At 65.4% G+C, this 21,018-nt stretch carries 19 protein-coding genes; 4 read left to right on the forward strand and 15 right to left on the reverse strand.

Going from position 1 to position 21,018, the window contains the following annotated elements; all coding sequences use genetic code 11:
* The 7 genes from ACVWW6_RS33170 to ACVWW6_RS33200 form a co-directional block, all read right to left on the reverse strand.
* A complete protein-coding gene (locus tag ACVWW6_RS33170; protein ID WP_456682140.1) occupies positions 1-1,179 on the reverse strand; it encodes an aminotransferase in 1,179 nt (392 codons plus the stop codon).
* A gap of 8 nt (positions 1,180-1,187) precedes the next feature.
* On the reverse strand, positions 1,188-1,514 hold the full coding sequence (locus ACVWW6_RS33175) for a rhodanese-like domain-containing protein (RefSeq protein WP_028170872.1): 327 nt from the start codon (positions 1,512-1,514) through the stop codon (positions 1,188-1,190).
* Between the two features lie 310 nt (positions 1,515-1,824).
* Positions 1,825-3,756: a potassium transporter Kup gene (locus tag ACVWW6_RS33180; protein WP_161535336.1), complete on the reverse strand. Its 1,932-nt coding sequence runs from the start codon at positions 3,754-3,756 to the stop codon at positions 1,825-1,827.
* A gap of 140 nt (positions 3,757-3,896) precedes the next feature.
* Positions 3,897-5,795 (reverse strand): potassium transporter Kup, encoded by a 1,899-nt coding sequence (locus ACVWW6_RS33185; RefSeq protein WP_456682141.1) that lies wholly within the window; start codon positions 5,793-5,795, stop codon positions 3,897-3,899.
* A 256-nt stretch (positions 5,796-6,051) separates the two neighbouring features.
* On the reverse strand, positions 6,052-6,882 hold the full coding sequence (locus ACVWW6_RS33190) for an OmpA/MotB family protein (RefSeq protein WP_011086582.1): 831 nt from the start codon (positions 6,880-6,882) through the stop codon (positions 6,052-6,054).
* 24 nt (positions 6,883-6,906) lie between these two features.
* Positions 6,907-7,680, reverse strand: coding sequence for a motility protein A (locus ACVWW6_RS33195; RefSeq protein WP_011086581.1), 774 nt, complete (start codon positions 7,678-7,680; stop codon positions 6,907-6,909).
* Between the two features lie 214 nt (positions 7,681-7,894).
* Complete coding sequence (locus ACVWW6_RS33200) at positions 7,895-8,719, reverse strand: SDR family NAD(P)-dependent oxidoreductase (protein WP_456682142.1); 825 nt, start codon at positions 8,717-8,719, stop codon at positions 7,895-7,897.
* Positions 8,720-8,820: 101 nt separating this feature from the next.
* Here ACVWW6_RS33200 and ACVWW6_RS33205 point away from each other — a divergent pair, with 101 nt between their 5' ends.
* Complete coding sequence (locus tag ACVWW6_RS33205; RefSeq protein ID WP_028170869.1) at positions 8,821-9,114, forward strand: hypothetical protein; 294 nt, start codon at positions 8,821-8,823, stop codon at positions 9,112-9,114.
* Between the two features lie 9 nt (positions 9,115-9,123).
* Here the strand turns inward: ACVWW6_RS33205 and ACVWW6_RS33210 are convergent, their stop codons facing one another.
* The 4 genes from ACVWW6_RS33210 to ACVWW6_RS33225 all read right to left on the reverse strand — a co-directional run bounded on the left by ACVWW6_RS33210 (position 9,124) and on the right by ACVWW6_RS33225 (position 13,771).
* Positions 9,124-9,843 carry an RraA family protein gene (locus ACVWW6_RS33210; RefSeq protein ID WP_038966252.1) on the reverse strand — a complete coding sequence of 240 codons (720 nt, stop codon included), beginning with the start codon at positions 9,841-9,843 and terminating at the stop codon, positions 9,124-9,126.
* A 221-nt stretch (positions 9,844-10,064) separates the two neighbouring features.
* A complete protein-coding gene (locus ACVWW6_RS33215) occupies positions 10,065-10,946 on the reverse strand; it encodes a CDP-alcohol phosphatidyltransferase family protein (RefSeq protein ID WP_028170867.1) in 882 nt (293 codons plus the stop codon).
* Between the two features lie 87 nt (positions 10,947-11,033).
* On the reverse strand, positions 11,034-11,738 hold the full coding sequence (locus ACVWW6_RS33220; RefSeq protein WP_257784524.1) for a phosphatidylserine decarboxylase: 705 nt from the start codon (positions 11,736-11,738) through the stop codon (positions 11,034-11,036).
* Between the two features lie 77 nt (positions 11,739-11,815).
* Positions 11,816-13,771, reverse strand: a complete 1,956-nt coding sequence (locus ACVWW6_RS33225; protein WP_456682143.1) for an ABCB family ABC transporter ATP-binding protein/permease — start codon at positions 13,769-13,771, stop codon at positions 11,816-11,818.
* Between the two features lie 200 nt (positions 13,772-13,971).
* On the opposite strand from ACVWW6_RS33225, the gene ACVWW6_RS33230 reads away from it, so the two are divergent.
* Positions 13,972-14,577, forward strand: a complete 606-nt coding sequence (locus ACVWW6_RS33230) for an LOG family protein (RefSeq protein ID WP_028170865.1) — start codon at positions 13,972-13,974, stop codon at positions 14,575-14,577.
* Between the two features lie 181 nt (positions 14,578-14,758).
* Here the strand turns inward: ACVWW6_RS33230 and ACVWW6_RS33235 are convergent, their stop codons facing one another.
* The 4 genes from ACVWW6_RS33235 to cysS form a co-directional block, all read right to left on the reverse strand.
* Positions 14,759-15,136, reverse strand: coding sequence for a VOC family protein (locus ACVWW6_RS33235; RefSeq protein ID WP_456682144.1), 378 nt, complete (start codon positions 15,134-15,136; stop codon positions 14,759-14,761).
* A 129-nt stretch (positions 15,137-15,265) separates the two neighbouring features.
* Positions 15,266-16,879 (reverse strand): citramalate synthase, encoded by a 1,614-nt coding sequence (gene cimA / locus ACVWW6_RS33240; protein WP_456682145.1) that lies wholly within the window; start codon positions 16,877-16,879, stop codon positions 15,266-15,268.
* A gap of 178 nt (positions 16,880-17,057) precedes the next feature.
* The gene (locus ACVWW6_RS33245; protein WP_456682146.1) at positions 17,058-17,549 is read right to left on the reverse strand and encodes a GNAT family N-acetyltransferase; all 492 of its coding nucleotides are present in this window, start codon (positions 17,547-17,549) and stop codon (positions 17,058-17,060) included.
* Between the two features lie 115 nt (positions 17,550-17,664).
* Positions 17,665-19,047, reverse strand: a complete 1,383-nt coding sequence (gene cysS / locus ACVWW6_RS33250) for a cysteine--tRNA ligase (protein ID WP_456682147.1) — start codon at positions 19,045-19,047, stop codon at positions 17,665-17,667.
* A gap of 290 nt (positions 19,048-19,337) precedes the next feature.
* Here cysS and ACVWW6_RS33255 point away from each other — a divergent pair, with 290 nt between their 5' ends.
* Positions 19,338-19,643 (forward strand): hypothetical protein, encoded by a 306-nt coding sequence (locus tag ACVWW6_RS33255; RefSeq protein WP_028170860.1) that lies wholly within the window; start codon positions 19,338-19,340, stop codon positions 19,641-19,643.
* Positions 19,644-19,784: 141 nt separating this feature from the next.
* Positions 19,785-20,984 (forward strand): DUF2865 domain-containing protein, encoded by a 1,200-nt coding sequence (locus ACVWW6_RS33260; RefSeq protein ID WP_456682148.1) that lies wholly within the window; start codon positions 19,785-19,787, stop codon positions 20,982-20,984.
* Positions 20,985-21,018 lie beyond the last annotated feature (34 nt).

Below are 21,018 nucleotides of genomic sequence, written 5' to 3' on the forward strand. Positions count from 1 at the left end.
CTACCTCTTGCGTCCACGCACGGCGTCCGACAGCCGCTCCAAGGCGGTGTCAAGCGTCTGGTCCTTCTTGGCGAAGCAGAAGCGCACCACCGAGGTCACGGGGTCCTGCTCGTAGAACGCCGAGACCGGGATCGCCGCGACCTTGTAGTCCTTCACGATCCGCCAGCAGAACTCGGTATCGCTCTCGTTGAGCCCGAGCGGCGACAGGTCGACGGTGAGGAAGTAGGTCCCTTGCGACTTCAGCACGGGGAAGCCGAGGCTTTCGAGACCCTTGGTCAGCCGGTCCCTGCTCCGGGTCAGGTCCTTGCGCATCGACAGGAAGTAGTCGTCGGACTTGCCGAGGCCATAGGCGACGGCGGCCTGCAGGTTCGGCGCGGTGGTGAAGGTCAGGAACTGGTGCACCTTGGCGGCGACGCGCAAGAGCGGCGGCGCGGCGCAGACGAAGCCGATCTTCCACCCCGTCAGCGAGAATATCTTGCCGGCCGAGCCGACCTTGATGGTGCGCTCGCGCATACCCGGAATCGTGATCAGCGGGATGTGCTTGTGCTCGTCGAAGGTGACGTGCTCCCAGACCTCGTCGCAGATCACGATGACGTCGAACTCCTGGCAGTAGCGCGCCAAGAGCTCGAGGTCCTCGCGCGGATAGACCACCGCGGAGGGATTTAAGGGATTGTTGAAGAGCACCGCCTTGGTCTTTGAATTGAAGACGCTTTTCAGCATGTCCTCATTCAGCCGCCAGTGCGGCGGCTCGAGCCGGACGAGGCGCGGAATACCGCCGGCCTGGCGGATGATCGGCAGGTAGGAATCATAGACCGGCTGGAAGCAGACCACCTCGTCGCCGGGCTGCACCACCGCGAGGATGGCCGAGGTCAGCGCCTCGGTGCCGCCGGAGGTGACCATCACCTCGCTCATCGGATCGAGCTTGAGGCCGTGCCAGTGGCCGTAATGGGTTGCGATCGCCTGGCGCAGCTCCGGCAGGCCCATCATCGACGGGTACTGGTTGTAGCCGTTCAGCGAGGCGTCAGCCGCGGCGCGGCGGATGTCCTCGGGGCCGGGATCGTCAGGAAAGCCCTGGCCGAGATTGATGGCGGCGTTGTCGCGTGCGGCCTGCGACATCGCCTCAAAGATAGTGACGGGAAGGTCGGCGAAGACCTTGTTCAGGGACGAGCTCTTGGACATCGGCCGGATCAGCCACCGACCTTGCTGGGAAGACCTGCCGCCTTCCAGCCCAGCATGCCGCCGGCCAGATGCTTGTCGTAAGGCAGGCCCGCCGCCTGCGCCGCGAGCGAGGCCGTCACCGAGCGCTTGCCGGAGCGGCAGGCGAACACGACCTCCTTGCCTTGGGGATCGGGGATCGCCTTGGGGTCGAAGGTCGAGAGCGGAACCACGACGCCGTAGGGATAGGCCTCGGCGTCGACTTCGTTCGGCTCGCGGACGTCGACGAGCAGATAGCGTCCCTCCGCGACACCCTTGGAGACCTCGTCCGGGGTCAGATCCTGTACTTGATTTGCCACATCATCCTCCAACGTCGCGAGCCGCATGCCGGGGCGATCCCGGCGGGCGGCAACCTCGCCTCTCGGGAGACGAAAATCAAGCGCTCCAAAGGCTTGAGCCGCGCGGCGCAAGTTAAAGCTAAATCGCAGCGACTTGAAGTCCGGCGTTGAGGATGCCCTCACCACGCATTCGGTGTCATTCCCCGCGAAGGCGGGGAATCCAATACGCCGCGGCCTCGCCGTATCCCCTTGCCGTCTCTGGAATACTGGATCGCCCGGTCAAAGGCCGGGCGATGACAGCGGTGGAGACGGACGTGCGCCAACTCGGACGCTAGATCGTCACCTGCGTTCCGACCTCGACCACGCGGCCGCTAGGGATCTGGAAATAGTCGGTGGCGTCGTTGGCGGAGCGGCTGAGCGAGATGAACAGCCGGTCCTGCCAACGCGGCATGCCGGAATGGGCGGCGGGCTTCAGCGCCCTGCGCGACAGGAAGAACGAGGTCGACATGATGTCGAACTGCCAGCCGAGCTTGCGGGCGATCGCCAGCGCCTTCGGCACGTTGGGCGATTCCATGAACCCGAACTTCAGCGTCACCTTGGAGAAGGTCGGGCTGATCTGCTCCAGCCTGACGCGCTCGGCCGGGTCGATCCGCGGGGTCTGCGCGGTCTCGATGGTGAGAATGACATTCTTCTCGTGCAGCACTTTGTAGTGCTTCAGACTATGCATCAGCGCGGTCGGGGCACTGAGCGGGTCCGAGGTCAGGAACACGGCGGTTCCGGGCACGCGTTGCGGCGGCCGCTTCTCCAGCATGGCCACGAGGTCGGCGAGCGGGAACTCGAGCTTGCGCGATTTCTCGAACAGCAGCCGGCTGCCGCGCCGCCACGTGTACATCAGGATGATCATGAGCGCACCGAGCGCGAGCGGTACCCAGCCGCCCTCGAACACCTTGAGCAGGTTGGCGGCCAGGAAGGTCAGGTCGAGGAACAGGAAGGGCGCGATGAGCGCGGCCGCCGCGAGCGGCGACCACCGCCAGACCTTCCAGATCACGACGAAGCCCATCATCGCCGTGACCACCATGGTGCCGGTGACGGAGATACCGTAGGCGGACGCCAGCGCGCTCGAGGAGCGGAACAGCAGCACCAGGAGCACCACCGCGACCAGCAGGAGCTGGTTGATGCGCGGGATGAAGATCTGGCCGGAATGGGCTTCAGACGTATGGCGAATTTCAAAGCGCGGCAGCAGCCCGAGCTGGATCGCCTGGCGTGTCAGCGAATAGGCGCCGGTGATGACGGCCTGGCTTGCGATGACGGTGGCGGCGGTGGCGAGCACGACCATGGCGCCACGGATCCAGCCTTGCGGAAACAATTGGAAGAACGGGCTCTCGATCGCCCCGGGATCGCCGAGCACGAGCGCCCCCTGCCCCAGATAGTTCAGCGCCAGCGATGGCAGCACGATGAACAGCCAGGCGGTCTGGATCGGCCGTTTGCCGAAATGGCCGAGGTCGGCATAGAGCGCCTCGGCACCGGTGACCGCCAGGAACACCGCGCCCAGCGTCACGAAGCCGATGATGCCGTGGTGGAGCATGAAGGACACGGCATAGAGCGGGTTCAGCGCGAACAGCACCTGCGGCTGCGCGATGATCGGATGGATCGCCGCCACTGCAATGACCGCGAACCAGACGCACATGATCGGGCCAAAAAAGGCGGCGACGCGGGCGGTGCCGCGCGACTGCACGGCGAACAGGCCGACCAGGATGATTACGGTCAGCGGCACGATGTAGGGCTCGAACCGCAGCGTGACGTCCTTCATGCCTTCGATCGCCGACAGCACCGAAAGCGCGGGGGTGATGACGGCGTCGCCGTAGAACAGGGCGCCGGAGATGATGCCGAGCAGGACGATGGTCGCCCCGCCGGTGCCGACCGCGCGCTGGGCCAGCGCCATCAGCGCGAGCGTGCCGCCCTCGCCGTTGTTGTCGGCGCGGAGCAGGATCACGACGTATTTGAGCGTCACCACGACGATGAGCGCCCACAGGATCAGGGAGAGCACGCCGAGCACGGCCGCCGGCGTAGCGAGCCCGTCGGTGCCCGAGGAGGCCGCCGTCACGGCCTCGCGGAACGCGTAGAGCGGACTGGTGCCGATGTCGCCATAGACCACGCCGATGCTGCCGAGCGTCAGCGCGCCGAAACGGGCCGTGGTGTGGGCCTCGCCATGGCCATTGGCCGCCGCCGTTTCCGGGGCGGGAACTGCTACGTCGCTTGTCATGGGAGAGCCCGGTGGCCTCTAAAAATGCTTCACTGCACAACGGCGGAAGAGCGCGGGCTTATAGTCCTGCGCTGTCGGCATAGCCTAGCCCGTTTTTGGGCCCTCGCCATGCAAATTTTGCATGGATCCGCCAATTGCGTTCAGATGGTGACTTGGGTGCCGACTTCAACCACCCGCCCCGTGGGAATCTGGAAATAGTCGGTAGCGTCGTTGGCGGACCGGCTTAGCGCGATGAACAAGTGGTCCTGCCAGAGCGGCATCCCCGACTGCGCCGAGGCCTTCAGCGACCGCCGCGACACGAAGAACGACGTCGACATGATGTCGAACTGCCAGCCCTGCTTGCGCGCGATCGCGAGAGCCTTGGGGACGTTCGGCTGCTCCATGAAGCCGAAGCGCAGGCGGACCTTGGAGAACTTGTCGCTGATCTTCTCCATCCGGAACCGCTCCGACAGATCGACCCGCGGCGTATGCGCGGTCTCGATGGTCAGGACCACGTTGTGCTCGTGCAGCACCTTGTTGTGCTTGAGGTTGTGCAGCAGCGCGGTCGGCACGAAGGATGGATCGCTGGTCAGGAACACCGCCGTGCCCTTGACGATATGCGGCGGCCGCTTCTCCAGGCTCCGGATCAGATCGTCCAGCGGCACCTCGATCCGGCGCGTCTTCTGGATCAGGATTCCCGAGCCCCGCCGCCAGGTCCAGATCGTCCCCGCCATGGCTGCGCCGAACAGCAGCGGCACCCAGGCGCCTTCGAGCAGCTTGAGCAGATTGGCGCTGAAGAAGCTCATGTCCACGACGACGAAGGGCAGGATCACGGCAGCCGCCGTAGCCACGCGCCAGTTCCACAATTTCCAGATCACGACGAAGCCCATGATGCCGTCGGCGACCATGGTGGTGGAGACCGCGATGCCATAGGCCGAAGCCAGATTGCTGGGGGTGTGGAACAACAGCACCAGCAGCATCACGCCGATCAGCAGCAGCCGGTTGACGCGCGGCAGATAGATCTGGCCGGCATGGCTTTCGGAGGTGTAGCGCACCTCGAAGCGCGGCAGCAGGCCGAGCTGCACGGCTTGATAGACCAGCGAATAGGCGCCGGTGATCACCGCCTGGCTCGCGATCACGGTCGCCGCCGTCGCAAGACCGACCAGCGGCAGCACCAGATGCTCGGGCACCATGCGATAGAAGGAATGCTCGATCGCGCTGGGATCGGACAGCACCAGCGCGCCCTGGCCGAAATAGTTGATCAAGAGCGAGGGCAGCACGAAGAACATCCAAGCCGCCTGGATCGGCTTGCGGCCGAAATGACCGAGATCGGCGTAGAGCGCCTCGCCGCCGGTCACCGCCAGGAACACGGCGCCCAGCGTCACCAGGCCGATCGTGCCGTGCGACAGCAGGAATTGCAGCGCGTAATAGGGATTGATCGCGGCAAGTACCGACGGATCGTCGGCGATGTGGACGGCGCCCATCACCGCAATACACGTGAACCAGACCACCATCACCGGCCCGAAGGCCGAGGCCACCAGCGCGGTCCCCTTGCTTTGGACCGCGAACAGCAGCACCAGGATGAGGACGGTGAGCGGCACGACGTAGTGCTCCAGGGCGGGCGTCGCGAGCTTCAAGCCCTCGACCGCCGACAGCACCGAGATCGCCGGCGTGATCATGGAATCGCCGATGAACATGGAGGCGCCGACCACGCCGAGCGCGAGCAGGAACCAGCTTCGCCGCCCGAGCGCGCGCTGGCCGAGCGCCATCAGCGAGAGCGTACCGCCCTCCCCGTTGTTGTCGGCGCGCAGGAGCAGCAGGACGTATTTGGCGGTAACGACGATCAGCAGCGCCCACAGGATCAGCGAGAGCACGCCGAGCACCATGACCCGCGTGACCGGCTCGCCATGGGCCGCGCCCCGCACCGCCTCGTGGAATGCGTAGAGCGGCGAGGTGCCGATGTCGCCGAAAACGACACCGATGCTCCCGAGCGTGAGCGCCCAAAAGCCCGATGTGACCGGCCCTTCCTGGGTCTCGGTCGATGTGATGCTCGCCGTCATGTGGATGGAAAACGCTTCGTCCCTGAATTTGATCCGGCGCCTTTTGACGCTTCCGGCGCGCCTGTCAATCGGCACCCCACCTTAGCAGGCGCCGGGCCGAATGCTGTGACGGCGCAGCCACGCTCGTCGCCTGCGCGACGAGATGCCTCAGGTAAGATGGTAGCGCAAGGGGCTTATCGTTTGGACATGATCCCCGCGCAAACGCGTCTCGCGTTTATCGCGAAGGAGAACCGGTGCCCACTTCTCCGGATCATGCCTACGGCTTCAAATTCGGCGGCAATGGCGGATCCTCGCGCATCAGGGTGATGGTCACGCGCCGGTTGGCGGCCAGCGAGGGATCGTCCGGAAACAGCGGCTGGGTGTCCGCCTTGCCGGAGACGGCGAAGATGTGCGAGGCCGGCAGGCCCTCGCGCTCGAGGATCTGCCGCACGGCATTGGCGCGGTCGGCGGATAGATCGAAGGCACCGTAGTCGCTACGGGTCGGCACGAAGCCGGCCGCGGTGTGGCCGGCGATGGAGACGCGGAGCGGCGTGGCCTTGAGCGGAATCGCCAGCTTCTCGACCAGGCGGCGGGTGCGGTCATAGGGCACCTTGGAGCCGTCGGCGAACATCGAGCGGCCGTCCTGGTCGACGATTTCGAGATTGAGACCCTGCTTGGTCTCCTCGAACATGATGTGCTTGGACATCTCGGTCAGTTCCGGCATGTCCTGCAAGGCCTGCCGCAGCGAGGCCGCGGCGAGCGCGAAATTGCGGTCGACCTTGATCTTCGCCCCCGACGTGCGGTCGCGGTCCTCCTGGTCCGGGGTCGGCGTGTTGGAGGCATCCTCGGGCTGGATATGATCGACGTTCTTCAGCCGCGGGCGCGTCGGCAGGCCGTCGGACTCGACGATGCCGGCGTAGCGCGCTTCGCTCTGCACGCCGAAGGCGTCGCGCATCGAACCGGCGACGATCTTGAGCTTGTTGGCGTCCTGCGTCGAGAACGCGACGAGCATCACGAAGAAGCTCATCATCAGGCCCATCAAATCGGCGAAGGTCACGAACCAGCCGTGACCGCCCCCGTGAGCATCGCCGCGCTTCTTCTTGGCCATGGCTGTCTGTCCCGGCGGGCGGCGTTACGCCGGCACCGGCTCGCCTTCGGCGTGGCGATGCTTCTCCGGCAGATAGGCCAGCAGCATTTCGCGCACCAGCGTCGGGCTCTTGGAGTCGCGGATCATCAGGATGCCGTCGATGATCAGGGTGCGGTTGGTCTCTTCATCCAGCAGCTTGCCGTGCAGCTTGTCGGCGATCGGCAGACAGAACAGGTTCGCGACGAGCGCGCCGTAGAGCGTCGCGAGCAGCGCGGTCGCCATGAACGGGCCGAGCTTGGAAGGGTCGGTCATGTTCGCGAACATCTGCACCATGCCGATCAGGGTGCCGATCATGCCGAAGGCCGGGGCGCAGTCGCCGATGGCACGATAGATCTTGCTGCCCTCGTCGAGGTGCATCAGGAAGTTGTCGCGGTCGCGCTCGAGATTGTCGCGGATGAAGTCGAGGTCGTAACCGTCGGCGACATAGCGGATGCCCTTGGCGAGGAACGGCTCGTCGGTCTCGACCTTTTCGAGACCCACCGGACCCTGCTTGCGGGCGATCTCGGCGATGCGGGCGAGCTCGTCAACGAGGTCGTGCGCCGACAGCCGGCTCATGGTGAAGGCGAACTTGGCGCCGAGCGGAAGGCCGTGCAGGAGCGCGCTGAGCGGAAAGCGGATCATGGTGGCGGAGATCGAGCCGCCGAAGATGATGATCATCGCATGTTCGGAGATGAACATGTGGAGGTCGCCGCCCATGAAGATCATCGCTGCGATGACGATGATGCCCGCCGTGAGCCCAACGCCCGTCATGATATCCATGAGAGACTCCAACGCGTACGCAACAACGGCCGTCCTGGCCGCTGGCGCGGCCCAACCCCGAACCGCATCGGAAACCCTAGAGGGCCGCCCTTAAAGCCGCGTAAAGGTTAAGTTGAGCCGGCGCGCCGGACCGGCGCAGCGCGCCAGGAGAAAGCCGGCTTTGCCGACCCCCGACGGGAATCTCAACACTTCGCTAACCATGTTTGCGCGGGGGCTAAGATGAGATGCCCGCCAGTTCCAGGCTGAGCGCGCGCAGACGCTTGCGTGCGTCGGCATCGTAGGCTTGCGGATTGGCGCGCGCCTCATTCATGCCGTTGAAGAACAATCCGCTCTTGCCTGCGACGTCGTCGCCCTCGACGAGGCGCAGGATCGCCGCGCCGCCCTGCTCCACCGTCGAGATCGGCGTGATGCCGCCGGCCCGCACCATGGTGGTGTTCATGTAGGTCGCCGGATGCAGCGAGTTCACGGTGACACCCGCGCCCTTCACTTCCTCGGCGAAATCGATCGTGAACATGATCTGCGCGAGCTTGCTCTGCGCATAGGCGCGCGAGCCGCTATAGCCCTTGGTGATCATGACGTCGTCGAAGTCGATCGGATGCTGGCCGAGCGAGGCGACGTTGACGATGCGCGACGGCGCCGCGGCCTTCAGCAGCGGCAGCAAGAGATGGGCGAGGAGGAAGCCGGAGAGATAATTGACGGCGAAGCGCAGCTCATGACCGTCGGCGCTGACCTGACGCTGCGGCCCGTCACTCTGCGAGCCGATGCCGGCGTTGCTGACGAAGACGTCGAGACGCTGGTGATCACGTTTCACGGCTTCCGCGAGTGCGCGCGTGCCCGACATCGACGACAGGTCCGCCTGATAGAAGATCGGCGCGGCATGACCGGCTTTCACGATCTCGTCGATCAGCGTCTTTGCGCGCGCCGCATCGCGGCCGTGGATCAGGACCTTCGCGCCCTCGGCCGCCAGCCGGCGCGCGACGTAGCCGCCGACGCCGTCGGTCGAGCCAGTAATCAGGACCGTTTTGTCATTCATCTTCATCGCAGGCCCTCCGAGTGCGGCCCTAGGCCACATGCGTGACCAGGAATCATACAGTATTCTATGGCCGGTGCGGCATGCTCCATCGCAGGAGCCGTTTTGCAATGTTGACGCTGTTCGGCCTTCTCACCGCGCTTCCTGCGGTTCTGGCGCTTCATCTGCTCGAACCGGAACTCGTCCTGCCGGCGTTCAGCGTCCTGCTCTTTGTCGAAGCCGCTTTCGCAGTGATCGCAGCGCGCCTGGTTCAAGGTCCTGACAAGGCGGACGACATCACCCTGTGGGATCTCGCCGGCGGCTTCACCCTGATCGGATGCGCCGCCGCAATGTTCGCCGAGCCGGATCAGGCCGCCCTGTTTCTGACGGAACAGGGCGACCCGCGGCCGGCATCGCGGCCGTAAGCTGCAAGCTCAGTGGATCTCCGCCGAGCGCTTCAGCGCCGCCTTCAGCTTCTCCAGCGAGAAGTCGGGGCTGCGGGCGATCTCCAGGATCGGCGTCTCGCGGCGGCCGCAGAGTTCGGCGGCCTCGGGCAGCTTTGCGGCGACGTCGAGCGGGATCACGATGGCGCCGTGCTGATCTGCGTGGATGAGATCATCGGACTTCACGGTCATGCCGGCGACGCGCACTTCGCCGCCAAAACTCTCCGCATGCACCCAGGCATGCGACGGGCCGATCGAGCCGGCCAGCGCCTGGAAGCCAGGGGCCCATTGCGGGATGTCGCGGATCGATCCGTCGGTGATGACGCCGAGGCAGCCGAGTGCCTTGTGCACGTTGCTCTGCACCTCGCCCCAGAACGCGCCGTAGCCGACGTCGGGGCCGTCGATGTCCTGGATCACCGAGATGCGCGGCCCGTGGCCGGTGCCGACATATTCGTAATATTCGATGCGGCGCTTCGACTGCTCTTCGGCAGGCAGCGAGGATTTCAGCACCGAGCGGATCGCAACCGTGCGGGCATAGCCGACGATCGGCGGCAGGTCGGGGAACGGACAAACCAGTTGCTTGGTGGTGTAGCCGATCAGCCGGCGCTCGGGTGCCACGATCTCCATGGCGTTGCAGATCGTCGGGGTGTCATAGCGGCCCAGCGCTTCGAGGACGGAAGCGGGCAGCGGCCCGGTCGCGGTATCAGTCACGGCGTTCTCTCCCAGATTGGCGGCTGATTGACGCGATGCCGCCGGCACAGGGCGATATAGCCGAGATCGGGCCTCAACCCAACTCAGCGCGCCTTCATGGCAGATATCCGCGAAAAACGCTCAGCGCATGATCCGGAAAAGTGCGCAGCGGTTTTCCGAAAAGATCATGCTCAAACAACGACCTAAAGCGCGATGAGGTTTCAGCCAAATCTCATCGCGCTTTAGTGCAGCCGTCCGGGCCGGTCGTCGTCGTGCGGCGGCTCCGACAGGTTCGCCAGCGTCGGCGCCGACGGCGGCGACGAGATCTCGCCTCCCGCAGGCGTGGCAGCCTCCATCGCGCGCGCCTGGTCGCGATAGGATTTGTAGCCGAGCGGCAAAGCGAGAAGATACAGCACCGTGCCGATCGACAGCACGTGCCAGGGATAGGCGATCAGGATAGCAATGAAGACGATCACCGCGACGAAGGCCGGCAGCACCAGTTCCGGCGGCACGCGCATGCGCTTGGTCTTGCCGGAAAACACCGGCAGGCGCGACACCATCAGGAAGGCGATCAGCAGCGTGTAGGCCGCCGTCACCGCCGCGGGCGCGCGGCCGAGATCGAGGAACGCCACATAGATCGGCAGCAGAACCGTGATCGCACCGGCCGGCGCCGGCACGCCGGTGAAGAAATTGGCGGCGAAGGCCGGCTTGTTGGGATCGTCCATGGTGGCGTTGAAGCGCGCAAGACGCAGGCCGCCGGAGATCGCGAACACCATCGCGGCGATCCAGCCGGCATTGCCGAGCTCGTGCAACTGCCAGAAATACAGCATCAGTCCGGGCGCCACGCCGAAATTGACGAAGTCGGCGAGGCTGTCGAGCTCCGCCCCGAACTTGGACTGGCCCTTGATCATGCGCGCGATGCGGCCGTCGATGCCGTCCAGCGCGGCGGCGAACACGATGGCGTAGACGGCGAGCGACATCCGCCCCTCGATCGACAGCCGGATCGACGTCAGGCCGGCGCAGATCGCCAGCAGCGTGATGACGTTGGGCACCAGCATCCGCACCGGAATCGGGCGGAACCGCCGGCGGCGAACGTCAGGGTCTTTGATGTCATAGGGCGTCATGGCTCGTCCTCACCTTGAGGCGAGATATAGCAAGCCGCGTCCCCCTCCGCCATTGCGGCGGAAGGGCCCCAGGGACCGACTTATTGGTTAATTGGCGCGGTAGGCGCGACTCGGGTCGTCGCCGGCAAGATCGGCCAAGATCGTCTCGCCGGCGATCGCGGTCTGCCCTTCCGACACCAGCGCCTTGGTGCCGACTGGCAGATAGACGTCGAGGCGCGAGCCGAAACGGATCAGGCCGAACCGCTCGCCGGCGCCGATCGCCTGGCCCTCCCTGACGAAGCAGACGATGCGCTTGGCGATCAGGCCTGCGATCTGGACCACGCCGATCCGTGCCGTGGGCGTCGTGATCACCAGCGAGTTGCGCTCGTTGTCCTCGCTCGCCTTGTCGAGCTCGGCATTGATGAAGAGGCCGGGCCGGTAGGCGATGCGGTCCACCCTGCCCGCGATCGGGCTGCGGTTCACATGGCAGTTGAACACGCTCATGAACACCGAGATGCGCGGCAGCGGCCGGTCGCCGAGCCCGAGCTCGGCCGGCGGCAGCGCCATGGTGATCATCGAGACGCGGCCGTCGGCCGGCGACACCACCAGCCCCTCGCGCACCGGCGTCACCCGCACGGGGTCGCGGAAGAACAGCGCGCACCATACGGTGAGGATGGTGCCGATCCACCCCAAAGGCGACCACAGCCAGAACAGGATCAGGCTTGCCAGCGCAAAGCCGCCGATGAAGGGATAGCCCTCCTTGTGGATCGGCGGGATCTGACGCTGGATGGAATCGAGAATGGACATCGCTATCTGCCGCTCTGGGTTGATGGCGCAGGGCGTCCCGCGCGGTGGAGTTGTTTAGGCCAGAGTTGGGACCGGAGACAAGATCACTCCGCAGCCGCAGGCGTCGTCAGGGCGTCCTCGACCGGCGGCGGTTGCCGGTTGGGCGCCTCGCTGGTATCGGCCATCCTGGCCAGCTTCTCGCGCGCGGCCTCCGCCTCGCGCTGCCTGTTCCACATGCTGGCATAGAGGCCGCCCTGCGCGAGCAGCTTTGCGTGGGTGCCACGCTCGGCGATCCGGCCCTGGTCCAGCACGATGATCTCGTCGGCGCCGACGATGGTCGAAAGCCGGTGCGCGATCACCAGCGAGGTGCGGTTCTTCGCCACGCGGTCGAGGGCGCCCTGGATCTCGTGCTCGGTGTGGGTGTCGAGCGCGGAGGTCGCCTCGTCCAGCACCAGGATCGGCGGCGCCTTCAAGACCGTGCGCGCGATCGCGACGCGCTGCTTCTCGCCGCCCGACAGTTTCAGGCCGCGCTCGCCGACCTGGGTCTCATAGCCCTTCGGCGCCATGCGGATGAAATTGTCGATCTGCGCGAGGCGTGCCGCCTCCTCGACCTCGGCATCGCTGGCGTCCCAGCGTCCGTAGCGGATGTTGTAGCGGATGGTGTCGTTGAACAGCACGGTGTCCTGCGGCACCATGCCGATGGACGCGCGCAAGCTCGCCTGCGTGACCTCGCGAATGTCCTGGCCGTCGATCAGGATCCTGCCGCCGGAGATGTCGTAGAGGCGGAACAGCAGCCGCGATATGGTCGACTTGCCGGCGCCCGACGGCCCGACGATCGCGACCGTCTTGCCGGCCGGCACCTCGAAGCTGATGCCCTTCAGGATCGGACGCGCCGGCTCATAGGCGAAGCGCACGTCCTCGAAACGCACGATGCCGGCGGAGATGACCAGCGGCTGCGCGTCGGGGCCGTCCTTGATCTCGGCCTCGCGTCCCAGCACGCCAAACATCTTCTCGATGTCGATGATCGCCTGCTTGATCTCGCGATAGACCATGCCCATGAAGTTCAGGGGCTGGTAGAGCTGGATCATCATGGCGTTGACCAGCACGAAATCGCCGACCGTGTTGGTGCCGTTGCGCACGCCGATGGCGCACATCAGCATGGTGGCGGTCAGCCCCAGCGTGAAGATCACGGCCTGGCCGGTGTTGAGCACCGCGAGCGACGTATAGGCCTGGACGCTCGACTCCTCGTAGCGCGCGACCGAGCGGTCGTAGCGCTGCGCCTCGCGCGCCTCGGCGCCGAAATATTTCACGGTTTCGTAGTTGAGCAGCGAGTCGATCGCCTTGGTGTTCGCCTCGGTGTCGGAATCGTTCATCTTGCGGCGGATGCCGATCCGCCACTCGGTCGCGATGTAGGTGTAGTACATGTAGACCGCGACCGTGATCAGCGTCGCCACCACGTAGCGCCAGTCGAACTGCCAGAGCAGCACGGCGAGCAGCAGCGAAACCTCGACGATGGTCGGGATCAGCTGAAGGATCACCATGCGCACGATGACCTCGATGCCCTCGCGGCCGCGCTCGAGCACGCGCGTCAGGCCGCCGGTCTTGCGCTCGAGGTGGAAGCGCAGCGACAGCTCGTGCATGTGGATGAAGGTGATGGTGGCGAGCTTGCGCACCGCATGCATGGCGACGCGCGCGAAGAGGCCGTCGCGCCACTGCGTCAACACCGCCATCAGGATGCGCGTCGCGCCGTAACTCGCCGTCAGCAGCAATGGCGAGGCGATCACCCAGAGGTGCCAGTTGTCGGGCAGCACCGGCGCGGTGTTCGCGCCGGTCAGCGCGTCCGTCGCCCATTTGAAGCTGAACGGCACCGTCAGCGTGATCAGCTTGGCGGCGAGCAGCAGCACCATCGACCAGACCACGCGCATCTTCAGGTCGAAGCGGTCGCCCGGCCAGATATAGGGCCACAGGTGCGCCAGCGTGCCCATCAGGGTGGCCCGCTCGAGCGGCCCGCCGGCGGGATCTGGCACGTCGGCGCCGGGCGGCGAATGAGGTTGGTTCATCAAGAAGCCTGAAAGCCCGCCGGATGCGGGCGCGGTGCGATTAACGATTTTCGCTCGTCATATAGAAGCTTCCGGGAGCGAGCGCACCCCGCCAGATGGCGAATCTTTGATTGTTTGTCGCCATTTACCGGTAGATTTCCGGGAGGTCCGAATCACCGATTGGGCTTGACGCCTCTTCGCTGCAATGCATCATGGCACCAATGAGCACGATCAAAACCGTCTGTGTCTATTGCGGCTCCGGCCCCGGAACCAATCCCCGCTTCACCGAAGGCGCCAAGGCGTTCGGCAAGGCGCTCGCCGAGAACAACATCCGCTTGGTCTATGGCGGCGGCTCGCTCGGCCTGATGGGCTCGGTCGCAACCTCCGTCCTCGATAATGGCGGCACCGTCACCGGCATCATTCCCGAATTCCTCCGGATGCGCGAGAACGCGCTGACGCGGGTGCAGGAGATGATCGTCACCCCCGACATGCATGAGCGCAAGCGGCTGATGTTCGAGCGCTCCGATGCCTTCGTGGCGCTGCCGGGCGGCGTCGGCACGCTGGAGGAGCTGGTCGAGCAGTTGACCTGGAAGCAACTCGGCCGTCACGCCAAGCCCGTGCTGCTCGCCAATATCGACAATTTCTGGGAGCCGCTGTTCTCGCTGCTGTCGCACATGCGCCAGACCGAGTTCATCCGTGCCGGCCTCTCGGTCGACATCCTCAAGGCCGATCGGGTCGAGGAGATCCTGCCGAAGCTGAAGGCCGCCGTGGCACAGCTCGCCGAGGCGGAAAAAGAGCTCGCTCCGGAAGTCGCGCGCAAGCTGTAACGATTGGTTGGCTCGATTTCACCGCGGGCTCCGTCACCTCTCCCGCTTGCGGGAGAGGTCGCCGCATAGCGGCGGGTGAGGGTTCTCTCCTCTTGGGGGTTCTCGCCCGTGGAGATACCCCCACCCCAACCCTCCCCCGCAAGCGGGAGAGGGAGCGCACCGCCTTCGTGGCGATAACGCTCTATTCCGCAGGAAACGTCACCGCCTCGATCCGGTTGCCGTCGGGATCGACGACGAAGGCCGCGTAGTAGCGCACGCGATCGTGCGGGCGGATGCCCGGCGCGCCGTCGGATGCGCCGCCGGCGGACAGCGCGGCGGCATGAAACGCATCGACCTCGGCTGTGGTCTTCGCCCGCAGGCAGATGTGCACGCCGCTCTCCGGGGCTACGGGCGGCATGCCCTCGCGCAAGTTGATCCAGAACTCCGGATAGGCCTTGCCGAAGCCGACCGTCTGCGGCCGCGTGACGAGACGCGTCAGGCCGAGGGCGGCGAGCGTCGCCTCGTAGAATGTTGCGGAGCGATCGAGATCGCTGACGCCGACGGAGATGTGATCGATCATTGGTGCGCTCCCCTCCCACAGTCATTCCGGGGCACGCGCAGCGTGAACCCGGAATCTCGAGATTCTCAGGTGCGCAATTGCGCACCATAGTTCGGTCCTGCGGACCGCCCCGGAATGACAGCATCAAAACTACGCCGGCGCGCCCGATTTCACGAGCTTGTAGATCACCGAATCCATCAGCGCCTGGAACGAGGCGTCGATGATGTTCGGGGACACGCCGACCGTGGTCCAGCTGTCGCCGTTCTCGTCCTCGCTCTCGATCAGCACGCGCGTGACCGCGCCGGTGCCGCCATTAAGGATACGGACGCGGTAGTCGATCAGCTTCAGGCCCTCGATATATTTCTGGTACTTGCCGAGGTCCTTGCGCAAGGCGACGTCGAGCGCGTTGACGGGACCGTTGCCTTCGGCCGCCGAGATCAGATGCTCGCCGGCAACGTCGACCTTGACCACCGCAAGCGCCACCGTGACGCGCTCGCCGAGCGCGTTGTAGCGCTGCTCGACATTGACGTCGAACTGCTCGACCTCGAAATAATGCGGCACCTTGCCGAGCGTGCGGCGCGCCAAAAGATCGAACGAGGCGTTGGCGGATTCGTAGGCGTAGCCGGCCGCCTCGCGCTCCTTCAGCTCCTCGACCAGCCGCGTCAGCTTCGGATCGCTCTTCTCGTAAGCGATGCCGGAGCGGTCGAGCTCGGCGATCACATTGGAGCGGCCGGCCTGGTCTGAGACCAGCACCTTGCGGTGATTGCCGACCAGTTCCGGCAAGATATGCTCGTAGGTCTGCGGATCCTTCAGCACGGCGGAGGCATGGATGCCGGTCTTGGTGACGAAGGCGCTCTCGCCGACATAGGCCGCATGCCGGTTCGGCACGCGGTTGAGCATGTCGTCAAGCGTGCGCGACACCTTGACGAGGGTAGCGAGCTTCTCCCGCGTCACACCGATCTCGAAGGCGTCGGCAAACTCCTGCTTCAGCTTCAGGGTCGGGATCAGCGAGCAAAGATTGGCATTGCCGCAGCGCTCGCCGAGGCCGTTCAGCGTGCCCTGGATCTGCCGCGCGCCGGCGCGCACGGCGGCGAGCGAATTCGCCACCGCCTGCTCGGTGTCGTTATGGGCGTGAATGCCGACGTGAGCGCCGGGGATGTGCCTGGTCACCTCGGTGACGATGGCCTCGACCTCGTTCGGCATGGTGCCGCCGTTGGTGTCGCACAGCACCACCCAGCGCGCGCCGGCCTCATAGGCGGCTTTCGCACAGGCGAGCGCGAAGCTGGCATCCTCCTTGTAGCCGTCGAAGAAATGCTCGCAGTCGAGCATCACCTCGCGGCCGGCGGCCTTGGCGGCTGCGACGCTGTCGCGGATCGAGGCGAGGTTTTCCTCCTTGGTCGTCTCAAGCGCGACGCGCACCTGATAGGCCGAAGACTTTGCCACGAAGCAGATCGCGTCGGCCTTGGCTTCGAGCAGACCGGCAACGCCCGGATCGTTCGAGACCGAGCGCCCTGCCCGGCGCGTCATGCCGAAGGCGGTGAAGCGCGCGTGATTGAGCTTCGGCTTGCTGCCGAAGAACTCGGTGTCGGTCGGATTGGCGCCGGGATAGCCGCCCTCGACATAGTCGATGCCGAGCTCGTCCAGCATCGCGGCGATGATCTGCTTGTCGGTCAGCGTGAAATCGACACCGTTGGTCTGCGCTCCGTCGCGCAGCGTGGTGTCGAACAGATAGAGGCGCTCTTTCTTTGCTTGTGCCGAGCTCATCGCGAGCGTCCGTTCTTGTTACCTCCCCCCTTGTGGGGGAGGTCGACGATGCACAGCATCGTCGGGAGGGGGGTGCCACACGGGTGGTCGGAGTGCGGGGCTACCCCCCTCCCCAACCCTCCCCCACAAGGGGGGAGGGAGCGGAGAGAGGATCGCGCTTGGTGACCACGCTCCTTGCTCATTGCGGTGCTCCGAGCGTCTTCTTCATGGTGGTGTTGGCCAGCCACTCGTCGTTCACGGTGATGCTGTTGCGCTGCATGGCGACGTAGCCGCGCTTGGCGAAAAAGCCCTGCGCGTTGTCGCTGGCATCGACCGAGAGGCTTTTCGCGCCGCGGCCGCCGGCAAGCTTCTCCAGCGCATCGACCAGCATGGTCGCGATGCCCTGCCCGCTGACTGCCGGATGCACATAGAGCATGCGGATGTGATCGGCCCCTTGCAGCGAGGCGAAGCCCACGGGCGAGCCCTCCAGCGTCGCGATCAGCGTCAGATCGGCGGCGAGCCGCTTGCCGAACTCTTCGCTTTCCGCCGCCTCCATCCAGGCCTGCTGCTGCGCCTCGGTATAGTCCTCGCCGGTCAGCTCCTCGATGCTCGCGGCGAAGATCGCGGCGAGCACCGGAACGTCAGCCGGCAGGAAGGGCCGCAAGCCCGGCTTTGGCAAAGTCTGTCCCATCGTCTTCACCACATCCCATAGAGCTTGAGCGCCAGCGCCACCGCGGCAGCGAGCAGCAGGACCTTCAGCGCGATGTAGTAGAGCCAGTGCCGCGGAAAAGGCGTGTCGGGCCGCTTCATCGCGAAAACTCCCAGGTCGTCCCTTCCTTGGAGTCCTTGATCGCAACGCCCATCGCGGCGAGCTGATCGCGGATGCGGTCGGACTCTTTGAAGTCTTTCCGTCCACGGGCTGCGGTCCGTTCCGAGATCAGGCGCTCGACCTCTCCGGCATCGACCCCGCTCGCCTTCTGCTTGCGATCTTCCCACTGCTCGGCGCTCTCGGAGAGAAAGCCGAGCAGCCGCAGCGATCCTGCCAATGCGCTCACGTCGCTGTTGCGCAGGCCATGCAGCGCCGCGATCGCCAGGGAGGTGTTGAGGTCGTCGAGCAGCGGCTCGACCACGGACGCGGCGGGACGGCCGGGATCGACGTCGGCCGCGACGCGATACCAGTCGTCGAGCGTCTTGGCGCTCTCCTCCAGCGACTTCATGGTCCAGTCGATCGGCGAACGATAATGCGTCTTGAGCATGTTCAGGCGCAGCACCTCGCCCGGCCAATCCGCCAGCAGCTCATGGATGGTGATGAAGTTGCCGAGGCTCTTCGACATCTTCTCGCTCTCGACCTGCAGGAAGCCGTTGTGCATCCAGTAGTTCGCCATGCGCTCTCGGTGGAAGGCGCAGCAGGTCTGGGCGACCTCGTTCTCGTGATGCGGAAACACGAGATCGATGCCGCCGCCGTGGATGTCAAAGTACTCGCCGAGATGCTTCCAGGCCATGGCCGAGCACTCGATGTGCCAGCCCGGGCGCCCCTGCGCGGCGATGCCGGCCGGCGACGGCCACGACGGCTCGCCGGGCTTGGACGGCTTCCACAGCACGAAGTCGGTGCTGCCCTTCTTGTAGGGCGCAACATCGACGCGGGCGCCGGCGACCATCTCGTCCAGCGAGCGATTGGACAGCGCGCCGTAGCGCGGCAGGATGGAATTGGCCGCGTTCATCGCCTGCGGCGAGAACAGCACATGGTCCTCGGCGACATAGGCAAAGTCGCCGGCGACCAGCCTCTCGATGATCTCGCGCATCTCGCCGATATGCTCGGTCGCGCGCGGCTCGACGCTCGGCCGGAGCGCGCCCAGCGCGTCGACGTCGGCGTGAAACTGCCTGCCCGTCTGCTCGGTGACCTTGCGGATCGCCTCGTTCAGCGGCAGCCCTGGAAAATCACGCGCGGCGCGGTCGTTGATCTTGTCGTCGACGTCGGTGATGTTGCGGACGTATTTGACGTGCGCCTCGCCATAGAGATGGCGCAGCAGCCGAAACAGCACGTCGAACACGATCACGGGCCGGGCATTGCCGATATGGGCGAAGTCATAGACCGTCGGTCCGCAGACATACATGCGGACGTTGTTCGCATCGAGCGGCACGAAGGTGCGCTTTTCCTTGGTCAGCGTATCGTAGAGGCGCAATTCCATATGGATACCCGTCGGCTGTTGGCCGGGCGTCCAAGGCTCTCAATGTTTTTGAGAAAAGACGGCTCCAGCCAGCGAATCGCTAGCTCGTAATCTCGCGGCAAATGGCGCAAATGGCGAGGAGACCGTACATGCGGCCACATATGGGCTATCAGGCGCCCCCGCGTCAAGAGAGCCGCGAAAATGCCGTTTTATCTCCGCAAAGCGCGGCCGCCCCGCCATGATGGTTCATCATCATTAACCTTTTGAGTTTATTCGGAAGCTGGCGGTTCCCCCAGCCCCCGGTGCCACCCATGCGATCCCTGTTTGCACTCGTCTCCTGTGCCGCCATCATCGCAGCGTCCGGCGCATTCGCCGAGACCCGCGTCTTCATCATCGCCAACCAGGCGGACGGCTACGGCATCGACCAGTGCCTGGCCAAGGGCGACAGATGCGGCGCGCAGGTCGCGCGCACCTATTGCCAGTCACGGGATTTTGCCCAGGCCTCAAGCTATCGCCGGGTCGATCCCGACGAAATTACCGGCTCTGTCCCCAAAACCGGCGCAAACTGCTCCCATGGCCATTGCGACGAATATGTCGCAATCACCTGCCAGCGCTGAATTCGCTCGGAACTGGCGGACCTTAGGCCCAATCTTTGGCCCCTGAAACGACGTGACGATGCCGCAGGAAGCGGCTATGGGAGGGCGCGCTTCGCCCCCAAGCCACGTTGGAAAGTCACACTGGGCCGTGACCTCGCTAGAATGGCGGATATGCCTGAATTTTTGACTCTCTCCCGTGCCCGCTCGATCCTTGCCTGCACCGTGCTCCTGAGCACCGTCATGCTCGCCAACGCCGCTTTCGCGCAGGCCGGCCCGCCCGGACCGCCGCCTCAGCCCGGCCAGAACGGGCTAGGCCCCAATCCGATGTGCGCGCGGCTGGAAGGCCAGCTCGCCGCGCTCGATCGTGGCGGCGGCGGTGACCCCGCGCGTGAAGACCAGATCCGCCGCTATCAGGATTCCCAAGCCAAGCAGCAGGCCGAGCTCGACCGCGTCACCATGCAGGCCAAGCGCATGGGCTGCGATTCCTCCGGCTTCTTCTCACTGTTCAACGGCCAGTCGGCGCAGTGCGGCCCGGTCAACACCCAGATCCAGCAGATGCGCGCCAATCTGGACCAGATCACCGGCAATCTCGAACGCCTGCGCGGCGGCGGCCCCGGCGGCTTCAGCCCGGAACGCGACAGCCAGCGCCGCTCGGTGCTGGTGGCCCTCGCCCAGAACAATTGCGGCCCGCAATATGCCAACGCCGCGCAGGCGCAAGGCGGCGGCAACTTCCTGAGCAATCTGTTCGGCGGCAACAACAACCCCAACAATCCGCAAAGCGTGCCGCCCTCCGATCTCGGCCCGCAATCGGGCACCTACCGCACCGTATGCGTGCGCACCTGCGACGGCGCCTATTTCCCGGTCTCGTTTGCGACCGTGCCGGCGCGCTTCCCGGACGACGAGAAGACCTGCAAGGCGCTGTGCCCGGCCGCGGAAGCCGTGCTCTACACCCATCGCAATCCCGGCGAAGACATGAACTCCGCGGTCTCGATCAGCGGCCAGCCCTACACGGCGTTGCCGACCGCATTCAAATTCCGCAGCGAGTTCAACCCGTCCTGCTCCTGCAAGGCGGCGGGCCAGACCTGGGCGGATGCGTTGAAGTCGGCCGACGACAAGGCCGCAGCCGAGCAGCAGGGCGACATCATCGTCACCGAGGAGAGCGCCAAGAAGATGCAGCAGCAGCGGCTCAACAAGGGCGCGGCTGCAACGACGGCCAAGAAGGGCACAGCTGCTCCGGCGCCGACGACGGCCACCGCACCGGCCGCGACGCCGCCGGCGGATACCGGCACGGCTCCGACGAGCTCGGAGAACAAGCCGATCCGTTCAGTCGGACCGACCTTCCTGCCGCAGCAGCAGAAGTAGCTCAGCCCTGCCGCACCGTCATCCGCCCACCGGG

The sequence above is a fragment of the Bradyrhizobium sp. USDA 3311 genome, assembly GCF_054062495.1.

What these genes read in the sequence shown, in the direction of transcription:
- ACVWW6_RS33170 (WP_456682140.1), bottom strand. Translation starts at nt 1,179, where the DNA reads ATGTCCAAGAGCTCGTCCCTGAACAAGGTCTTCGCCGACCTTCCCGTC.
- ACVWW6_RS33180 (WP_161535336.1), bottom strand. Translation starts at nt 3,756, where the DNA reads ATGACAAGCGACGTAGCAGTTCCCGCCCCGGAAACGGCGGCGGCCAAT.
- ACVWW6_RS33185 (WP_456682141.1), bottom strand. Translation starts at nt 5,795, where the DNA reads ATGACGGCGAGCATCACATCGACCGAGACCCAGGAAGGGCCGGTCACA.
- ACVWW6_RS33190 (WP_011086582.1), bottom strand. Translation starts at nt 6,882, where the DNA reads ATGGCCAAGAAGAAGCGCGGCGATGCTCACGGGGGCGGTCACGGCTGG.
- ACVWW6_RS33195 (WP_011086581.1), bottom strand. Translation starts at nt 7,680, where the DNA reads ATGGATATCATGACGGGCGTTGGGCTCACGGCGGGCATCATCGTCATC.
- ACVWW6_RS33200 (WP_456682142.1), bottom strand. Translation starts at nt 8,719, where the DNA reads ATGAAGATGAATGACAAAACGGTCCTGATTACTGGCTCGACCGACGGC.
- ACVWW6_RS33205 (WP_028170869.1), top strand. Translation starts at nt 8,821, where the DNA reads ATGTTGACGCTGTTCGGCCTTCTCACCGCGCTTCCTGCGGTTCTGGCG.
- ACVWW6_RS33215 (WP_028170867.1), bottom strand. Translation starts at nt 10,946, where the DNA reads ATGACGCCCTATGACATCAAAGACCCTGACGTTCGCCGCCGGCGGTTC.
- ACVWW6_RS33225 (WP_456682143.1), bottom strand. Translation starts at nt 13,771, where the DNA reads ATGAACCAACCTCATTCGCCGCCCGGCGCCGACGTGCCAGATCCCGCC.
- ACVWW6_RS33230 (WP_028170865.1), top strand. Translation starts at nt 13,972, where the DNA reads ATGAGCACGATCAAAACCGTCTGTGTCTATTGCGGCTCCGGCCCCGGA.
- ACVWW6_RS33235 (WP_456682144.1), bottom strand. Translation starts at nt 15,136, where the DNA reads ATGATCGATCACATCTCCGTCGGCGTCAGCGATCTCGATCGCTCCGCA.
- cimA (WP_456682145.1), bottom strand. Translation starts at nt 16,879, where the DNA reads ATGAGCTCGGCACAAGCAAAGAAAGAGCGCCTCTATCTGTTCGACACC.
- ACVWW6_RS33245 (WP_456682146.1), bottom strand. Translation starts at nt 17,549, where the DNA reads ATGGGACAGACTTTGCCAAAGCCGGGCTTGCGGCCCTTCCTGCCGGCT.
- cysS (WP_456682147.1), bottom strand. Translation starts at nt 19,047, where the DNA reads ATGGAATTGCGCCTCTACGATACGCTGACCAAGGAAAAGCGCACCTTC.
- ACVWW6_RS33255 (WP_028170860.1), top strand. Translation starts at nt 19,338, where the DNA reads ATGCGATCCCTGTTTGCACTCGTCTCCTGTGCCGCCATCATCGCAGCG.
- ACVWW6_RS33260 (WP_456682148.1), top strand. Translation starts at nt 19,785, where the DNA reads ATGGCGGATATGCCTGAATTTTTGACTCTCTCCCGTGCCCGCTCGATC.